Genomic DNA, 17,818 nt, shown 5'->3' on the forward strand with positions numbered 1-17,818 from the left:
CGCGTCGAGCATTGGGGTCTGGCCTTTGGCGCTTCTGGCGGACCGAGAGACCTACTTTGCTGCAAAAGCTCCGAATTCCGCGCGGCCAACCAGAAGCTCGGCATACAGCAGTTCGCGTGTGAAACAGCATTGGCCACACGATCCCAGGCCCGAAACCCAGCAGTCATTCCCAGTCCAGTCGCTCGGAACTCTGATCGTGGCGATGTGCTTGAGCCTCATAATTGTCCGCTAGCGTGTCGAGAGCCTTGGCCGTATGCGGATGGTCGAAAGAGATCGCATTCGACCATCCGCGGTATTTAGCGGCTTCCTTCCGTTCCAGCTCCCCACCGTCGCGCGGCGATCGCATTGTTACGCCACGTCGGTTCATCTTACCGGTCAAAAAGCCATTGATCATTGGTTTGCTGCGGAAAAGATCGATTGCGTCGCGGACCGCTTCGGCCGGCCAGTTGCCGTCTGCTCCAAAAGGAGAGGCAGCCAAAACGTTGCCAATGCGACTGTCGGCGATATCTTCTCGGCCGGCGGTCTTAGCGAGCGATCGAGCTTCCTTGATCCACCCCTCAAGAGCAACGTTATCGATCGTCCCATCATCTTTTGTACCGGGAAGCCGATCCCATTCCTCAAGAAGTCGGTAGGCCTGGGTGGCGATGGCGCGTGCTCGCTCGGGATCCTGCGGCTCAACGTCGACGACACCGCTTTCCTCGCTCGCCTTGAATACCGCGCTGAGTATTTGGACAAAGAAGGATGGCTGCTCCGACAGCGCCTTCATAAGCACCTTGGGCGGACGGCGCGAGCGAGTCAAAATCGGTAGATAGGCCCACTCGACCTTGACCAATGCATTGCTGTCGACGTCATCACGTTTGTCAAGCACCTGGAGGATTTCGGCGACGTAGTGCTGGAACATCGTCGCTTCGTTCCTGTCGCCCTCGCTCTCGAACGGCTGTCGGACGGCCTCAAGTAGCACCTCGATGAGAAGATCTGAGAGCAGATCAGTTCGGCTGTCGCGTGCCGCGAGCGGCAGAGCGTGACGCGCGCGACCAACGGAGATGAGTTTGCGGATCGCGAAACCGACCTCGTCACGGTCGTCGCTCATCCAGAACACCGGCGTCTGACGCCAATACGTTTCTTCGATTTCAGCGCCAGCGCTGGTAGCCTGGTCCCAAGTCCAACGCCGCCCAGGAAGCGCGCGCAGGATCGTAAGCAATGCGGTGTCGCCCCAAGAGCGACTGGTTGCCTTAGCGATCAACTCAGCTGCCCATGGCTCCTTTCGCTCTGCAAAGGCAGAGACGATCAGGCCGTGGGCAAGAGCACGCTCATGCGCATCTTCGCTTCGAATTGCCGACTCCAACAGCGCTTCGAGATCGGGTTCGGAGAGACCGCCAGCAAAGAGCGCCTTGCCGATGTATCCCGCTGTGCCAACCTTGCGGGAGAGCGCGAGGATGGCTGGAATGCCGTCTTTGGAGAACAGGGCGTGTGCGGCATCTTTCCTCGCTAGATCGACCTCACGCTCATTCGTCTTCCAACCTTCGGCCGAAGGCCGTGGCAAGCCCGCATCTTGTTCAAAGAGCCATGCCACGCGCTCTATTGGATCAGCGGGTGCGAAGCGCTCGTAAATCGCCTCAAGTCGGTCGAGCACTTGACTCGGCATGGACCATTCGGCGTCTGGAAATTGCCGATGGTGATGGAGGACACGGCGCATGGCGGCCCATATTGCTGCGCGGTCAATCTGCTTAGTAATCCTCGGCTCAGCCGCCTCCAGTGTAGAGAACCCACCTTCCGTGTCCGGTGAAAGGTCAGCGAATCGGTCGAGCAGCGCGGTCCACCTGGCGGCATCGAGGCCGACGTCGACGAGCACACGCTCCGTGATCGCCACAGCTCCGCGCCCGATGGTGGCCCATGTAGCCACCTCGACTTCATCGACGGTAAAATCACGCCACAGCGGCATCGGCGACGGGATGGAGGTGTCGTGCCCCTGCGGTAGCAGGCTCAACATGAGTTTCCAGGCGGCGTCTCGCTCGTGCTTGCGAATGAGGTCGAGCGCCCGAAGCCGCAGGTCGAGCGTCGCATAGGTTTGGGGCAGCCAGAGAAGATGAATCGCGCGGAGACTGTTGGCCGGTCGGTTCGCGTATTGCCCGGGCGGGTTGTCGATGGCGTCCAGCCGAGCCAGGACATGGGTCACTTTCGGCATGAGCTCTGGCGACCAGGCCAGGGACTCGAGCGCCCACAAAAGATCCGACAAATGCTCTGCCCCAAAGACACCTTCCCCGTCTCTGCCGAATAGGGCGCGGATTGGCGGGTCGTTCAGATCAAGGCTATCCTCGATGGCCCGAAGAAAGGCGCTCGGTGAGGCCTCGGCCAACAATCGGAAGTCTCGAGATAGGGACCACCATCTCTGTTTGGTGGCATTCGCCAGCAGCTTCGCGACAATATGATCAGCACGGCGTGCGGCGTCCGGTATCGTCTTAATCTCCTCGCCCCACAGAGCAAGCAGGATCAGTACTTGTCCGATCCCATGGCGCAACATTCCCGAATAGTCGCGCTGGACGCCGCGAACACTCGCCATCCAGCGCTCGTCTGGGTCCATCTCGAACCGCGGATCTACGGAGCCGAGGACAGCATGGGCTGCAGCCTCGAAGCGCTTGATGTCGACCCCTGTCAAATGCCGCGCAAGCAGGAACCATGCATCTTGCGGCGAAGCGATACGCCAGGTCGAGCCGATCTTTTGCAGTGGGCTGTCAAATCTTCCGACGTAAGGCATCAGATCGCGGGCGATTGCGTCATATGGTTCGTCAGCGAGCTCTGCAAGGCGTGCCTTATCCGCCTCTGCGTCCTCATCCCAGCCGCCCGCGAGAAGTGCTGCCAACAATGCTTGAGGCGGCCTAACCTCCGCCCACTGTGGCCGTCGCCCCGGCGCGCTGGGAATAAGGCGACGCAGGACAGCCAAATTGCGTGCGCTGTCGCGCGCGTATGCCTCGGCACGAGGTTGCGCAATGCCAGCGGCAACCAGAGCGCTAGCGATCCCCTCGCGCGACGGTCGCGGTAGGGCACGGACGTCACCTCGGGAGATCGGCCGCTCGTCATAGGCTTGCAGGACATAGTGGCCGCGTCCCGCCAGCGCGTGCGCGATGCCGGGGTCTGGTTCAGTCATGACGACAATCAGAGGACCTGGCGCGTTTGCCAATGCTCGCGCCGCCGCAGCGGTCGTCGCCACCAGGCATCGGGCCTTGTAAGCGGCCTTCACTTCGTCCGGGAGCATCGCAAGTGTTGCGTAAAAGAACGACACGACCTCATCTGTGGTCGTAGCTTGGAGCGAGAAAACGGATGGCTTGCTGCGAAGCCAGCGGAGAAGGTCAGCTGCTTCCTCGTCACGATCACTTAGGACCAACTCCTCGGTCAGGGGCCACTTCGCAGCGAGCGACCACTCTTCCCAGACTTCCTCGAGCTCTCGAGTGTCCTCCGGTCGCTTCCCCAGGCGAACCGCCAACCACAGCCCAACCACCGGTGTTTGTTCGATCCAGTGGACAAGGTCGTCGGCGTCATAAACACGAACGTTTGCCCAAGGCCCTTCCGCCTCTCGGGCCTTTGCCCATTTATCCTTGCCGGGCCAGTGGCGGGGAGTGACGAACACAAAGCTAGCATTGGCTGGATCGAACGGCGCCGGCTCGTCGGTTCGCTTCCGGTAATCCTCGGTCACCTTTCTTTCGATGTCGCGACGCTGGCTTCCGATCTCCCAACCAGCCTCACCTTTCGGCACGTAAGAGTTTCCTGTGTCCGTGTAGGTCTGTCCGTCCCAGCCCGGATGCTGGACCCCTTCGTCAGCTGGAAAGCGGAGGTGAACTGCGGTGCCGGCGGTAGCGCGTATCAGATGTGAAACAAGGGTTGGCATGCTCAGCACGCCTTCTGTTCGGTTTGCCCAGACCGAAAGATCTTCCGCATCCACCCAGCGGATAGGTGCGCCTGCTCGCTCGGACGGGGTGATATTCGGGATAGCTGGTCCGATTACCGCACCCGTCGGCAGGAAACGGATGCCGGCATTTTCGAGCGCCGTACGAATTGCTTGGGCATTGTTGGCGACGGGGATACGTTGACCCCGCTCGAAATCCGCAACGGTAGAGGTCGCCACGCCGGCTTGCTTGGCCAAGTCGTGCTGGGACCACGCCAAAAGAGCCCGGGCGGCCCGGACGTGCTTTGGGGTAAGATCAAGCGGGGAAACCTGTTGCGCCATGGTCATATGAAATATATGACATCAGTTGAGTTTTCCCAACTGTTCTTTTCTGTCGACAAATCTAAATTTTTGCCGACAATAGATAACAAATGCCTCGAAATCGTATGACCCACCGTGAGACCGCCCTGAATCTCGTTCGAGATCGCGGCATCGTGCGTGCGCGCGACTTTACGGCGGCCGGCATCCCGCTGGTCTATCTCAGGCGCCTTACCGAGGCCGGTGATATCGTACGTCTCAGGCGCGGTCTATACCAGCATCCCGAGCGAATGGGCGAAGACACCGATCATGATCTGGCAGAAGCGGCACGTATTGTGCCGAACGGCGTGGTCAGCCTCATCAGCGCGCTTCGTCACCACGGTTTGACGACCCAGCTTCCGCACGCGGTGTGGATGACGATACCACACAAGGCAAGGACGCCGCACACTCCAGGCCTGCGTCTGGAGATTGTTCGGGCGACCTGCGAAGTCCTGGCATCCGGAGTCGAGTTCATCCGCGTCGAAGGCGTCGATGTAGCGATCTATGGCGTCGCAAAAACGGTTGCCGATTGCTTCAAGCATCGCCGTCATGTTGGCGAAGACGTCGCAGTCGAGGCGCTCCGCGACGCTCTGCAACAACGAAAGACCATAGCGAGTGAGCTGATGAAGTACGCGGTCATTGATCGAGTGACCGCCCGGATCGAGCCCTATATCAAGGCCGTACAATGATGGCTAAGGTTCTCAAGAATCCTGCCGCCTCAATAAGAGACCGCCTTCTTCAGCACTCTAGGCAACAGGGTGACGACTATCAGCGCATCCTGACGCGGTATGCGATCGAACGCTTGCTTTTCCGCCTCAGTATGACCGAAGCGTCCGAGCGCTATGTACTCAAGGGCGCAATGCTGTTCGTGACCTGGCCCGAATACGTCTTCAGGCCAACCGGCGATCTTGACCTGCTCGGCCAAGGCGACCCTGACCCCGGCGCCATTCACGACCTCTTCACCCGGATTTGCCAGGTCGAAGCTCCCGACGAAGGCATCGTCTTCGATGCGGCCTCCCTGACAGTCGATCCCGTGCGCGAAGGAAAATACCAAGGCGTTCGCCTGAACCTGAAGGGTTGGCCGAACAGCCTTCAACAGCGGCGCCAAGTTGACTTCCGCCTGGATCCAGCTTGGTGGCCTGCGTGTCGGGAAGGACGACTCGGCCTTCGACACGTTTGCCGGATACTCCGGGAACGTCTTCAATAATGCACTCGTTGCGTATTGGCGATTTCGACACCAACGTAGCTCAGTACTATCTGGATTCCGACAATGGGTTTTCAGCTCTGGTTTCACTTGAATAAGGGGCGGGTGAGGTCGGTTCTCTTGACGGCCATGTTCCCCACGTCGTCTTAGGCGTGAGACAGACACAGGCTGGCGGAGCGATCACCGGCGTCATCGCTCGTGACAGCAACTACAACGCTTTGGCTGGCAAGGTCCGCATCGACCTCAACGTCACAGATGATTGTCGTTATTCGGTATGTTCGGCTACGGCTCCCTTGGCAATCCCAACGACGACCCAAGCAGGGCGATCGCCGCTCAGGGTCGCGGCTTCTACAAGAATGGAGCGGCGACTGGGCTTTGTGGGTAGGGGCCACTTACAGGTTTCGACGAGAAAACGTCGTTGAACCTCCAGGTCTCAGGCGATCAGCTCAGCAACTGCGGACTGGCTGCAATTCGCCTATATGGCCATTCCAGGGTTCACAATCAGGGCCGAAGTCGATTATGCCCACTACGCCAAGCTCACTCCCGTCGCCTCGAACCCGGCTAACGTCGGCAAAGCGGACAGGCTCGGCGGCGTTCTGCGATTCCAAAGCTCGTTCTAACGGAATGAATTTGAACGGCGGCGCCCGACGGGTGCCTCGCTGTCTGGCCTTTCAAGATGTCGTCCCGCATGATCATGCCCGGACTCCGTTGCTGGGCTTCAGAACCTGCTCAGCGAGACTCCCAAGCTCGGTAACTCAACAGCTGGTCCGCGACATCGCCGGTCGATCTGCATCTCTGTTGGGCTACTACCTGGCGATGAAGCTGCCGAATCGAGAGCACGCAAGGGCTGAGAACACCTAGACACTTCGTCCAGGCACTTGAACCTTCTTCAGTGGTTCAGGATGAGTTTCGGCGGGCGTCGTCGCAACATCAGTGAGAATTTTGTTCTGCTGGGCCGTCTTCAGGGCAACTCAATCTGAATCGCAGCCGACTGCCCAGGCTCGCAAGCCTTTGGTCCCGGAAGCCGTGACAGCATAAGGTCTAGCCAAATTTCGTGCCGCCTCGCCCAGTTCTCAGCCGCGTTGTTGTCGCCGGGAAATGGCCGACCCTCCTATCCGTAGCCGGCGTCCCAAGCAGCACCGCAAATTGGGCAATGGCAATGTATGCATCCACGTCATGGATGCTTCTTTATCTAAGCAATCGATTTCTCCGGCTGTCCGATGATGAATATGAAGCGTCAGTTGGCCTGGTGGGGCCATCGGAGTTGTTGCGTGGAATCGCTTACCCAGTGCGGCCCGGGTGCCGCCATCTTCGGTGGAGTTGCCAATGTGATCTGCAGCCGAACGGCAAACGGCGGTCGTGGAGACAATGAGCATGGATACAGCCGGCTAGCTGGGACTATCCTCTACCGGGGGAAAATAGCTGTCACAACCGCATGTGGCCGGCGAGCACGGCCGTGCGCGGGACCGTCGGTCGCCCTGAGGCCGCGATGGTGGCGTGCCGAACTGTTCGGCCCCTGTCGCCCACATCACAGCTGCGCCCGCAGTTCCCATGCCACGCCAAATTGAAGTGTTCAGTAGGAGCCACAGCAACATGCACCGTCGTAATCTGATCAAAGGTTTCGTTGCACTCGGCGCTTGTCCCATTTGCGCTGAAGCCGCGCGGGCGGCCAGCACCGAATGGGGATATGCCGGGCCGGTCGGCCCCGAACAATGGGGGCATCTGGACAAGACGAATTTGGTCTGCTCGGCGGGCATGCAGCAATCGCCGGTCGATATCAGGGGCGCGGTCAAAGCGGATATTCCGCACATCGCCATAGGTTGGCACAGGGGCGGCGGCAGAATGGTGAACAACGGCCACACCATTCAGATCAACCTGCCGCAAGGCAGCACGCTCACTCGGGGGGATCGTGTCTATGAGCTGCTACAGTTCCATTTCCATGCACCAAGCGAGCACCACGTCGCAGGTAAGAGTTTCCCGATGGAAGCGCATTTTGTCCATAAGGGCCGCAACAGCGATACTGTGGGTGTTCTGAGCGTGTTTCTGACGCCAGGCGCCACAAATGCCAGCTTTGCCCGGCTTGCTGCCGCATTTCCTGCAACGTCAGGCGAAGAGGCAGCCGTCGATGAAGTCGACCCGAACGAGCTTCTGCCGGCTTCGCTTGGCTACTGGACATATGAAGGATCTTTGACGACGCCGCCATGCACGGAAAACGTCGACTGGATGGTGGCGACGGAACCGGTTGATGTCGACCCAGCAGACATAGAGCGATTTACCTCGCTATATCCCGAAAACGCGCGCCCTATCCGCGCGCCCAATCGGCGCTTCATCCTGGGCCTAAGCTGACGCCCCGGCGTAAAAACCGCCTGCGCGTCATGTTGATCTGCTTTCAGAATCGTAAGGATGTGCTCCGCGTCGCGTAGGCGCTTTGGGAGCTCATTTCGCGCTGGAAGCGCACCAGGACCAAGTTCGGTAACGGTGTTAAGCCATTCTCATAAGGGGGAGAGGTAGGCGTGGCTTTCCTGTTCCAGCAGCATCCGGCCGCATACCGAGCCCATGAACTGGAATTCATGTCGGACCTTCGCAAGGGGTCCATCGCGGATCAAACGCCGTTTCCTTGGCTCAGTTCCGACAAAGCAATTATGATCGCCCTAGCCACCTCGATTGCGCTCTTGGTCGGGACGCAGGGCCAGCCCCCGCAGATCGATCACGCGATCCTAAGCCAGCTGCGAACGATTCAGATCAATGACGCATTGCTCCGGCGCGACGTCGCCCGCGCTGGGATGGATATGACATTGGACTACCGTTCGGTTGCTTCTATCGGGCAAGCGTTGCAAAAGACTCGTGTAAACTTGCAACGTTCTTTCGAGATTTCGTCCGATGAGAGATCAGAGCAATCCAGATTGCTCGCGCAGCTCATAGATTCGATCGAAAGCAAAAAGGCTGCCGTCTCAGTCTTGGTCGAACAAAATCAGCTCATGCAAAGCTGTCTTGCACAGCTAGCTCGCTCGATTGGCCGCCTTGGGGGAGCACCGTCGGGCATGGTTGAACTTTCGATGCTGATCGTGCTTTCGGCTGAACCGAGGCTCGTTCTGAGCAAGGCTGGAGCTGCCTTATCTTCTTCATGGAGGTTGGACGAAGCTGCCGATCAGATCGCATCTCCGGACACGTTCTCCAAGGCCGCCGAACTGGAGCGAGAGCATCTGGAGGGCTACAGCTTGGCCAGCGCGCACGCGCAGCGCATGCGACTTTTCCTCGGTTTGGTGTCCATATGCCTCTGCTTGTTTGCGATGATTCCGCCCTCCAGGCAGCCTCTGCGGACGAACCGGCTGAAAAGGCGGTTGGAGCTTGAAGAGGCAATGAGTGAGATCGAAACTCGCCTCAACGAAAGTAAAGCAAAGGACGCCTCGGCGCGCTTTTCCACCGAAGAAGCGCTCAGAGTCGTTCAACGCGTTTTCGATGCGGATCAATGCGCGCTCGCCCTAGTGGATCCGAGTCTCAGCAGGCATACCGAGTGCTTTGTGGCGAACACGTACACACCCGTCTGGAACGTGCCGCTTATTGATGAAGTCGTTTCACTTGTCCGCGCCGGACGGCCAGTGTTTCGCGTCGTTCGGACCGCCTTAGGGCTTTCCGGTGTTTGTCAAATTGTTGCCTGCAGGGCTTCCGATCAGCAGGTTGTGGTTTGCATCCTTGTTTTTGAAGGAGATCGCTCACTCCCCTCGGCAGACGACCTGCGGGTTCTTGCCAGCGCCATTGTGCGTTTGAGCAACCATCTTGAACTGCAACGTATAAATACGGAACGCGACCTTCTGGTGAGTCGATGGGAGCATGTGGAAAGGCTGAGGACCGTGGGCACGATCGCAAGCGGCGTTACACATGAGTTCAACAACATTTTAGGGGCAATAATCGGCTATTCAGAGATTGCCCAAAGCCTTGTGCGTCGCCCCTCCAGAATCCGTAATCACATCGACCAGATCATTTTAGCTGGACACCGAGCCAAGCTGATCGTCGACCAGATCCTGTCACTAAGCCGAAACCGACAGCGCGTGGCAGTGCCATTCAACGTCTCCGAAATTGTCATGGATCTTGCGCCATTGCTGCGGGTCACAGTTCGGTCGGATGTTCAGTTGAACTTCAAGATCAACGAGTGGCAAACGGTGGTCGAGGGCAGCCCAACCGAGATACAGCAGATCCTCATGAATCTATGCAAGAACGCGTCGGAGGCTGTCTTGAACGAGGGCCGTGTCGAGGTCAGCGTTTCTCGCGCTCAGGTGCGCCAAACCAAGCCGCTGGCTCAGGGCACCTTGAGACCTGGAGATTACGTTCTCCTCTCCATCAGCGACGATGGCCCGGGAATCGCAAGTTCGATACTTCCGCATGTCTTTGAGCCCTTTTTTACCACGCGCTCTGTCGTCGGCGGGACCGGGCTGGGTCTTGCTGCGGTTGACAGGCACGTGAGCGCGCTCGCAGGATGCCTTGATGTCACCTCGGCTGTTGGCCGAGGGACGCGGTTTGATATCTACCTACCGGCCTCCGACGAGGAGCCAGTCACCGCTGACATCGCTTTCGGTCGGTACGACGGACCACTTGGCAACGGAGAAATCGTTGCAGTCGTGGAGCCCGATCCAGCAGAGTTGGAGATCTACAGGGACCAGATCGCCGCGCTGGGTTATGAGCCGGTCGGCTTCGCGAACCTTGAAGGTCTTTGCGAGTGGACCGAAAGCGGGAAGGCAGCAGACCTGGTGATTTTAGGTAGAACGCCTTTCCTGGAGCGAGGACAGGCCGAATCCGTATGCCCCACCCTCATGACGGTGCCTGTCATAGTCGTCGGCCAAACCGACTCCATGCCGGTCATATCCGCTAATCAGGCCCTCGTCCTTTGGCTAGCGAAGCCGGTCTCATCCCGGACAATGGCGCATGCGGTTCGTACAATGATGATGGCATGATACCGCCGAATCGCTCAGCCTATCCAACCACTGCGAGAAGGCCCGTCAAAAAGATATCGAAGCAGAACAGAATAACGCGTCGACACCGGCTTACCGATCCCGAGACGTTGTTCCAGCCTTAGTGCTTGTTGAGAAGGTCGGCTACTGTCTCTCCCCGCCGCCGGGCATCGGCGGCGAGCCATACCTCTCCTACCTCATACACGTCGCCTTGGGTACGGAACGGTATGATGACGTCAATGGCAGCCGACAGCATGTCAAGAAGCGTGCGGTCTTCGACAGCGGCTCCTTGCGCGCTGCTCTTGACGAGTGAAAAGAGCTTTTTGAAACCTTGTACCGGATCAGCCCCATGAATCGTTGATATCGATCCCGCATGGCCGGAGACGACTTCACTAAGGTAGGCCCAAGCGGCGTCATCGCGCATCTCGCCAAGCAATATTCGATCAGGCCGCATGCGCAAACTGGCTTGCAACAGTTGCTCGGCCGTCACCGCACCTGCGCCTGCTCGGTCCTTTGGATAGAGTAAGCGGACATGGTTCTCGTGCGGGATTGCAAGTTCGAGCGTGTCCTCGATGCTGATCAACCTCTCATGCGGGGGTATAGCGTTGATCAAAGTCTTGCTCATTGTCGTTTTGCCGCTTCCAGTCGGTCCGCAAAGCAGCATTGTGAGCCGCCCGCAGACGCAGGCTCGCAAAAATTGCTCCAAGTCACCATGGTCGTAGTGCTGAAGAATCGTTTCGTCCTGCCGCTCTTGGCGCTCTTTTCGTGACCGCCATTGATTCCAACGCGAATATTCGTAGCGAGAAGAAACTTCCTTGAGTTCGGTCACACGACTTGAGGGACGCCGTATCGTCAGGCTTATTGTTCCTGAGGGTACTGCGGGGGGCAAACAGATCTGCAGCCGCTCTCCGTTCGGCAACTCAGTCGCACAGAGGGGGCTTTGCGGTCCGACATCTTGCTTGCGCAGCGCTCCGGCGAGGATCGCGATGTCCTCCAGATCGTCATAAGACAGCGGCAGTGGATGTTTCGTGAAAACGCCGGCCTGTCGGACAAAGGCTTCCCCAGGCCGGTTGATAGCGACCTCTTCGGTTCTTGGCTCCTCAAGCCATTTCAGAACGGGATCGAGAAGCAAACGCAATTGAGGATCAGCCTCCGATTGCATTGTTGTTTCTCCGGCGTTCGCGATGTTGGGGGGATGGCGCTGCGGCAGTCGCTCTAAGATCGTATACATCCGAGAAGTCGAGGTCCCGAGCCACAAAGATGGATACGGCGTCTCCTTGGTTTTTCTTCAGGGTTGGGGGAAGGTTGATCGTCGCTCTCAATGTCGTCTCGACGGCTTGTCCACCATTGCTCTGGAAGCTGTTGGTGCCGCTTCCTCCGCCAGAGCTGGCCGCATATTGACCAGCCGCCTGAAACGCGCCTTGGATGACGCTCATGAGAATCGCTCCGCCAAAGCGTTCCCGGAAGTGATTGTCCACCGTGCCAGGCATTCCGGAGCGGCCGAGCTCGTCAGCGCCCGGCGATGCTATCGAAACGAGGGCATGGTCAGGTGTTTCGATGCGCGTCCACAGCACGAATACACGCGCATCCCCCTGCTGGAGACCGCGCTGGATCTCGCCAATCACGGTTGTCCCGCGATCCAAGAGCACGACGTTGTTGGTGGCGCCTCGGACGGCTTTAGGTAAGACGCACTTCACATAGCCGGGTAAATTTGTGTCGACCGCAGTTTGCAAAATGCAGGGAATGATCGTTCCTTGAGTAATCACGAGATCAGGGTGCGGCAAAAGTGTGGCCCGGCTCGGCTCCTGTATATCTGGCTTCAATCGGCCTGACAGATCGCCACCGTTTGAAATCTCATCCGCTGTCCCCGGAGCATCATTTTGCTTGTCTTCGCTCCGCTGATCGGCATTGGGCATTTGACCGCTGCCGCTGTAGGCGAAAATTGGTGATTCCTCCGGCGGCGGATCATCTGCCGCTGGTGGGGGCGGCGTGGATGGCGCAGGCTCTGCCGCCTTGGCCGCCTCTGCGGGTGCTGGAGGTTCTGGAGCAACCTCGATTGGCACGGGACGGAATGGCTCGACGTTGGCGACAATTGGCGGCTTTGGCTGAGATGGTTCGTCTTGTGTGCTGGAACGACCTCCGAGCCAGATGAGCGATAGAGACGAGATGAGAACAAGAGCAGCGACGGCCAACTTCTGCGATCCCGAAACATGCCGGCGGGCCGGCTCCGAGACCATCGATCCGGATGCATGGACATCATGTCCCGCCTGTGGGCCGGTTTCATTCATCGTCCCGAGCCTTTCAAAACGCGCCACACGTCGGGTGTCACTGTACCGGTCGCTGGCGCTCGTCCCACAGGGTCATAAGCTCTGTTGAAAATGGACAAGACCGTGTTGCCATCTCTCAGACGCCATTCCCGGGCGACGGCGGATACTTCAACATAGTCGCCTTTGACCGTGTAATTGGCAGCGGCTTCCTTGCCGTCGGGATTGATAACGTAGAGGGAGGGTATGCGGGAATTGCTTGCGAATCCAAATACGGTCGTAAAGCCATTATCGAAGACTTCCAGCGGCGCCAGCGACCGATCGCCCTTTGCGACGTAGTGAAAATTGCTTTCGTCCGGACTGGCAGCTGCGGCGGGCCGATTCAACAAATCCCGAACTCTCTCGTCTTGCAGCACTCTCGCCCGGGCCTGGCCAAGAATCGAGCGCCTTTCCGCTTCCTTTCTCTGAGCAGCAGCCTCATCAGCAGGATAGGTGAACTGCACACTGTAGTATAGGTCTGGTTGCTCCTCATCGAGTTTGGGCATCGCTTTCGTTGAAATACTGAAGACGTATCTGCGTGTACCGGACTCGCTCTCGGCCAGCACGACGACCGGCTGCGGCGACAGCATCCGGCTAGCCTTGAAAAAGAGATAATTGGCGCGCGGGAGCGCAGCCAGGTCTTTGCTATTGGAAACAGCCACGGCTGCGACGGTCTCGTTTGCCGCGAATGTGACAACCAGCGTTGCCCCAACTGCGGTCGATAGGCGCACCACTTCGTCGGGGCGGTAAGCCAGGTAGCGCATCCGCGCATCATGCTTGCCGGCAAGTGGCGTGTCTTCGGCGCACGCTTCCATCGTTAGGAAGAGTGAACAGGCCAGCGCCAGAAATGCTCTTTTTGTCATGGCTGCACGAAGCCCAGGTTCGATACGGTGTCTTGCGAGGCTTGGTAGGATGTGACGAGTAGACCTCCCGGATTGGTGAGCCTCGATTGCCCAGGCAGACCCGTCAAGCGCTCGTAGCGGATGGTAGCAGTCCAGGAGGTCACTATCGGCGTCTGCCCATCGATAACAAGCGTACGTTTGTATCGGATCTGCTGAACGTCGGGACTGATGTCATTTGATGAAATATGCCCGACCTCGAGCTTGCCGCGCTTCCCAACCGTGACCTGCGGCGAGGTGGGGTTGGGATAGTTGAAGAAATCTTGATATTGCTGTTGCACAGAAGGTGCGCTGAAACTGGAGACGAGGTCATAGGCGTATTGGGCTGTATCTGCCGTGTAGCCCTCGCGCAGGCGTACATATTCCCACAGCGAAGCGTTTATGACGGCTCGGTCTTGGGTTGCCGGCAGTCGAGAGATTGACACTTCGCTGTCAACGGTACCGTCCGGCCGCACCCAGAGGAACACAGGTACGAGCTTGGCCAACGGGACCATGGCAGCGATGGTAAATGCCTGGGCGACATTTCCCAGGACCGCCGCTGCGGCAAAGGCTATAAGCGCCTTTGACAAGCGCCGCGCAGACTTCGCTCGTGAAGTTTGAAACGCTTCCACCTTCTTGTAGTGAGCGGCTAGCGTTTCTCTCTCCACCAGAAGGGCATGTTCAGGAAATTTCACTTGGGCTCTTCCGCGCACTCGACCTGAAGATCCTCAGGAGTGGTTTCCCATTGTCCCGCGTTCAGTTGGAATGGCGTACCCGTGCAGGTCGCAAGCCGATCGGTTGTCTTGCAGGCCGCCAAAGCGAGGATTAGCAACAGTAGATAGCGTTTCATGTTTTTGGCACCGGTTGATTGATTAACCACCCGCCGTTTTGGCAAAGTAGCGGTTGAGGTTGCTAAGAGGTCGGTTCTCGCCTGCCAAAGAGCCGCCGGCGATGCTGCTGGCGATCGTCGGAAGCGCGATGATCAGAGCGTCGCCAGCGAGGAAGAGCATGTCGAGCTCGTAAAGCCCGATGATCTTGGCTGCTGTCGTGCCCGACATTTTGATTATGATAAGCATTGCTGTCAGCGAGACTGCTTCGGCCGCAATAACTATCGTCGCAACGATGTTGAGAAGGAGAAGCAGCAGCCCGTACGAGAGCAGTTGGCCGATCCATCTGGTGGCCATGTCTCGCGTGCGATCAAAAAGGTAGCCGACAAGGACCAGGGGTCCGATCGCCAAGAGCAGCTTCGTCAGAATTCCAACGGCATCGTAGATCTCGAACGCCGTCCACAGCGAGCCGTAGAAAATCCATTGCGCTCCCTGGAAGGCAAGTATGTCCTGGCCATTCATTGTCCCAATTTCGGAAGCAATCATCTGAAAAGCATACTGACTTGCAGCAAACATAAAGTCTAGCTTCCGAGGAATATCGACGAATGGCAAGTCGCTGCTACTTATATGGTGAGCAAACCTTGGAATCGTGTCGTCGAAGAACGTTTCAATGTACTGCTGGTAGTTGGACTGGTCCAAGATCAGGGCAACGACAATCGACACCATGATTACGCGCGAGATACTCCCGCGCGCATCGACTTGACCGCGCATGACCAGACAGCCTTGTATTATTATCCAAAGCGTTACACACGCGACCAGAGGTGCGCTGACCGCCTCTTGGATCTTTTCAAGCACGTTGTGCAGCCCTGAGGTAAAGGCCAGATCAAAGATCGTGTGTATGGCCGTGAATGGCGCGGCAATCTTGAAATTCATGGCCTGAGCCTGATTTGTCCCTGATCAGCCCAGTTGAGCCGGACGAACTTTGCGTGGTTCACGGCAGTGTGCCAAACATCTTGGCGGTGTCCTGGCGCTCGCGACGCTGCGTGGCGGCCTCCTCCACGGCGTGAAGGCTGCCTTGTGCAGTGGTCATCGTCAGCAGACTCGTGGCCTCGACATTTTGGATGACCGCATCGTGAATCTGCTTGAGGACCAGACCGTTGGTCACGGTGGCCTGCACAATATTTCGCGAGCGCGAAAGCTGACCAGGCGTGTTGTCGTTAGCCTTAAGGCGCTTGTCCATTACGTCCAGAGTGTCGGCTGCAAGAGCTGCCGCATTGGCGGCACCAGTGATTTGCTCCTCTAACAGTTTCGCTTCTGAATCGGTGCCGGTGACTCTCCGGGTTGGGTCTTGCACAATGGTACGCGCCATGGTCGAAACCGGCGCCCGAGCATCAAACATCTGCCCGTCCAGCTTATTGCTCGATGGGTAGTGGTTTCCCTGGTTCAGTGCGCCCAGCAGTCCCGTGACAGCAAATGACGACTTCAGTATCTCTACCATTTCGATCGTGGTAGCGAGCGTCTGAGCCGATTTTATAAGCATCGCCGCAGTGGAACCCGCTGTTAGTCCCGCTTGTACTGTCAATGCCGGGTCGCTGACGATAAATTGCGACCTGGCCTGTGTGCTAAGCAGAAAGGAAACAGCAAGCGTCGTCACTGCAAGCTTGGCAAATCTCATGAATATTCCTCCTTCAGTCTTGAACTTCGTGGTAACGAGCCATGAACTCGTCGAGCCACCCGCTTGGGGCATCTCCGTGCTGGTCACGAAGCTGGTCGGCAAAGCGCACGGTGTTGGCCCGCCCCGAGAGTACGGCTACGTACTCGCGCATCTGGCCAAGGTCGAATTCGCAAACAACACTCCCGCTGTCGCGCTTGAGCAAAAACTTGCGGCTGCCAATTGCCATTCCGTGGCGGATCGCCTCGAACTCCTGCGTGGTGCACTTCAAACCATCGACATACGCAGCCCGGTCCGCCGTCGGTGACGGGTAGAAAATCTTCGTCATGCATTGCGCAACGAGACTGGCTCCCAGCGGCGATTCCAGCACGTGTTCGGGCTGCTGCGTTGCAAGTATCAACATCCCGTTGTTCTTGCGGACGGTGAGCAAGAACTTGTCGATAACAGCCGAGAACTGCGGGTTGAGCAGATAGAAGCGAAATTCGTCGCAGCTCATGACGAACCGACGGCCATCGACAACGGCGCCCACGCGGTGCAGAAGATATGCGGCGGCCGGCGCACAGACCTCCTCATATTCCAGGAGCTGCGTCATGTCGAAGCCGGTGATGGAGGCATCAAGCCTTACTTCGTCGACATCGCCGTCAAAGGCCCATCCAAGCGCATTCCCTCTACACCACCGCTGCAGCCGTGCTCCTGCGCCCTCGGAGGGGCCGTGCAGCAGGAATTCGCGCAGGCCCGCAATTGAGCGCATCACGGGTTCGAACGAAAGTTGACGAACAATGCCACGTTCTAGTCGACGGCTTTCCTCCGGCGAGATCGGACCGCGGCCGTCACTCTCGATAAGGGCCATCAACCATTCGCGCAGAAAGTCCAACGAGGCGGAGGTGTTGTCCAGTCCACGCAGAGGGGCCAAGCCGCTCGGAGCGCCTCTGCGCAAGGCTAGATATGTCCCCCCCGTGGCCCGCACCAGCAGTTCACCACCCCGGTCCTTATCGAAAAAGACGATGGCACCATCGCGATCGACCACGCTTTGCTCAAGCATCGCGAGGATAAAGGTCATCAGCGTCGTCTTGCCTTTGCCGACTGGCCCGAATATCGCCGTCATGCCCACGTCATTCTCATGGGGGATGTAGTCGAAAGAAGTTCCACCGTTCGTGCGGAAGCGCGCAACAGCTTTGCCCCAGTGGCCGGATGCGGAACCGTTTGGGAAGTTCTCAAATGACACAAGCCCGGCAAAATTGTGCGAGGTGATGGCCCCGGGGCGTGTGCGCCACCTGTTGTTCCCCGGAAGTTGGGACCAGTACGCGGCCTCCATACCGATACCCTCTTGGACGATGACGGCGCCCGCATCGGCCAGCCTTCCGCGGGCATTTGCTGCGCGATCTGCAAGGCTGTTGAGGCTCTCGGCATAGACGCACAGGCTCAGATGATGCGAACCCATGACGAACTCGTTGCTTGCCAGTGCGTCCTCTGCTTCGGCAAGTTCATTGATCTGGGTGAGAGCCTTGTCGCCGGCGCTCGTCATCTGGCTGGACTTAAGGCTAAGCTTCGCATGAGCTTGGGGCCGAGTGAGGAAGGAAAAGCTCTGGCTGAGCACAAGCGGGAAGTTGGCCGACAGCAAGGGATTTAGCATGCCGGGCCGCGTCGTCGCCGGATATTCACGGAACGAAAACAATGACCCCACCGAGCTGCCCCCGGGCCGTCGAATCTCAAGCGCCCGCTTCCCGCAGATGACCTGGTCAGTGTAGATC

Annotated in this window: 13 protein-coding genes and 1 pseudogene; 4 read left to right on the forward strand and 10 right to left on the reverse strand. The window is 58.3% G+C overall.

Annotation, left to right across the window (positions count from 1 at the left end):
- Window positions 1-163: 163 nt before the first annotated feature.
- Window positions 164-4,228, reverse strand: coding sequence for a helix-turn-helix transcriptional regulator (locus FJ543_RS30725; RefSeq protein WP_084015682.1), 4,065 nt, complete (start codon window positions 4,226-4,228; stop codon window positions 164-166).
- 98 nt (window positions 4,229-4,326) lie between these two features.
- On the opposite strand from FJ543_RS30725, the gene FJ543_RS30730 reads away from it, so the two are divergent.
- Window positions 4,327-4,926, forward strand: a complete 600-nt coding sequence (locus tag FJ543_RS30730) for a type IV toxin-antitoxin system AbiEi family antitoxin domain-containing protein (protein ID WP_084015684.1) — start codon at window positions 4,327-4,329, stop codon at window positions 4,924-4,926.
- Between the two features lie 29 nt (window positions 4,927-4,955).
- On the opposite strand, the gene FJ543_RS32115 is transcribed toward FJ543_RS30730, so the two are convergent.
- Window positions 4,956-5,441: a hypothetical protein gene (locus FJ543_RS32115; protein WP_064993306.1), complete on the reverse strand. Its 486-nt coding sequence runs from the start codon at window positions 5,439-5,441 to the stop codon at window positions 4,956-4,958.
- On the opposite strand from FJ543_RS32115, the pseudogene FJ543_RS30740 reads away from it, so the two are divergent.
- The 3 genes and pseudogenes from FJ543_RS30740 to FJ543_RS30750 all read left to right on the forward strand — a co-directional run.
- Window positions 5,356-6,061 (forward strand): annotated as a pseudogene (locus tag FJ543_RS30740) (porin); the annotation flags it as partial. The gene FJ543_RS32115 and the pseudogene FJ543_RS30740 sit on opposite strands and share 86 nt — an antisense overlap.
- Window positions 6,062-7,034: 973 nt before the next feature.
- Complete coding sequence (locus tag FJ543_RS30745) at window positions 7,035-7,787, forward strand: carbonic anhydrase (protein WP_064993307.1); 753 nt, start codon at window positions 7,035-7,037, stop codon at window positions 7,785-7,787.
- 167 nt (window positions 7,788-7,954) lie between these two features.
- Window positions 7,955-10,390: an ATP-binding protein gene (locus FJ543_RS30750; RefSeq protein WP_064993308.1), complete on the forward strand. Its 2,436-nt coding sequence runs from the start codon at window positions 7,955-7,957 to the stop codon at window positions 10,388-10,390.
- Between the two features lie 118 nt (window positions 10,391-10,508).
- Here the strand turns inward: FJ543_RS30750 and virB11 are convergent, their stop codons facing one another.
- The 8 genes from virB11 to FJ543_RS30790 form a co-directional block, all read right to left on the reverse strand.
- Window positions 10,509-11,549: a P-type DNA transfer ATPase VirB11 gene (gene virB11 / locus FJ543_RS30755; RefSeq protein ID WP_013533334.1), complete on the reverse strand. Its 1,041-nt coding sequence runs from the start codon at window positions 11,547-11,549 to the stop codon at window positions 10,509-10,511.
- Window positions 11,533-12,675, reverse strand: a complete 1,143-nt coding sequence (gene virB10 / locus FJ543_RS30760) for a type IV secretion system protein VirB10 (RefSeq protein ID WP_064993310.1) — start codon at window positions 12,673-12,675, stop codon at window positions 11,533-11,535. Before virB10 ends, virB11 begins: the two co-directional genes overlap by 17 nt.
- On the reverse strand, window positions 12,672-13,553 hold the full coding sequence (locus FJ543_RS30765) for a TrbG/VirB9 family P-type conjugative transfer protein (RefSeq protein ID WP_064993311.1): 882 nt from the start codon (window positions 13,551-13,553) through the stop codon (window positions 12,672-12,674). Before FJ543_RS30765 ends, virB10 begins: the two co-directional genes overlap by 4 nt.
- Window positions 13,550-14,263, reverse strand: coding sequence for a type IV secretion system protein VirB8 (locus FJ543_RS30770; protein ID WP_013533337.1), 714 nt, complete (start codon window positions 14,261-14,263; stop codon window positions 13,550-13,552). Before FJ543_RS30770 ends, FJ543_RS30765 begins: the two co-directional genes overlap by 4 nt.
- Window positions 14,260-14,418: a type IV secretion system lipoprotein VirB7 gene (locus FJ543_RS30775; RefSeq protein ID WP_013533338.1), complete on the reverse strand. Its 159-nt coding sequence runs from the start codon at window positions 14,416-14,418 to the stop codon at window positions 14,260-14,262. Before FJ543_RS30775 ends, FJ543_RS30770 begins: the two co-directional genes overlap by 4 nt.
- 22 nt (window positions 14,419-14,440) lie before the next feature.
- A complete protein-coding gene (locus FJ543_RS30780) occupies window positions 14,441-15,328 on the reverse strand; it encodes a type IV secretion system protein (RefSeq protein ID WP_064993312.1) in 888 nt (295 codons plus the stop codon).
- 58 nt (window positions 15,329-15,386) lie between these two features.
- On the reverse strand, window positions 15,387-16,070 hold the full coding sequence (locus FJ543_RS30785; RefSeq protein ID WP_064993313.1) for a type IV secretion system protein VirB5: 684 nt from the start codon (window positions 16,068-16,070) through the stop codon (window positions 15,387-15,389).
- Between the two features lie 13 nt (window positions 16,071-16,083).
- Window positions 16,084-17,818 (reverse strand): VirB4 family type IV secretion/conjugal transfer ATPase (locus FJ543_RS30790; protein WP_140700730.1); only part of this gene is annotated, 1,735 nt, incomplete at its 5' end.

The sequence above is a fragment of the Mesorhizobium sp. B2-5-7 genome, from assembly GCF_006440875.1.
GTDB lineage: Bacteria > Pseudomonadota > Alphaproteobacteria > Rhizobiales > Rhizobiaceae > Mesorhizobium > Mesorhizobium australicum.

Excerpts from the sequence above, each read along its gene's own strand:
- FJ543_RS30725 (WP_084015682.1), bottom strand. The coding sequence starts at position 4,228 with ATGACCATGGCGCAACAGGTTTCCCCGCTTGATCTTACCCCAAAGCAC.
- FJ543_RS30730 (WP_084015684.1), top strand. The coding sequence starts at position 4,327 with ATGACCCACCGTGAGACCGCCCTGAATCTCGTTCGAGATCGCGGCATC.
- FJ543_RS30745 (WP_064993307.1), top strand. The coding sequence starts at position 7,035 with ATGCACCGTCGTAATCTGATCAAAGGTTTCGTTGCACTCGGCGCTTGT.
- virB11 (WP_013533334.1), bottom strand. The coding sequence starts at position 11,549 with ATGCAATCGGAGGCTGATCCTCAATTGCGTTTGCTTCTCGATCCCGTT.
- virB10 (WP_064993310.1), bottom strand. The coding sequence starts at position 12,675 with ATGAATGAAACCGGCCCACAGGCGGGACATGATGTCCATGCATCCGGA.
- FJ543_RS30765 (WP_064993311.1), bottom strand. The coding sequence starts at position 13,553 with ATGACAAAAAGAGCATTTCTGGCGCTGGCCTGTTCACTCTTCCTAACG.
- FJ543_RS30775 (WP_013533338.1), bottom strand. The coding sequence starts at position 14,418 with ATGAAACGCTATCTACTGTTGCTAATCCTCGCTTTGGCGGCCTGCAAG.
- FJ543_RS30780 (WP_064993312.1), bottom strand. The coding sequence starts at position 15,328 with ATGAATTTCAAGATTGCCGCGCCATTCACGGCCATACACACGATCTTT.
- FJ543_RS30785 (WP_064993313.1), bottom strand. The coding sequence starts at position 16,070 with ATGAGATTTGCCAAGCTTGCAGTGACGACGCTTGCTGTTTCCTTTCTG.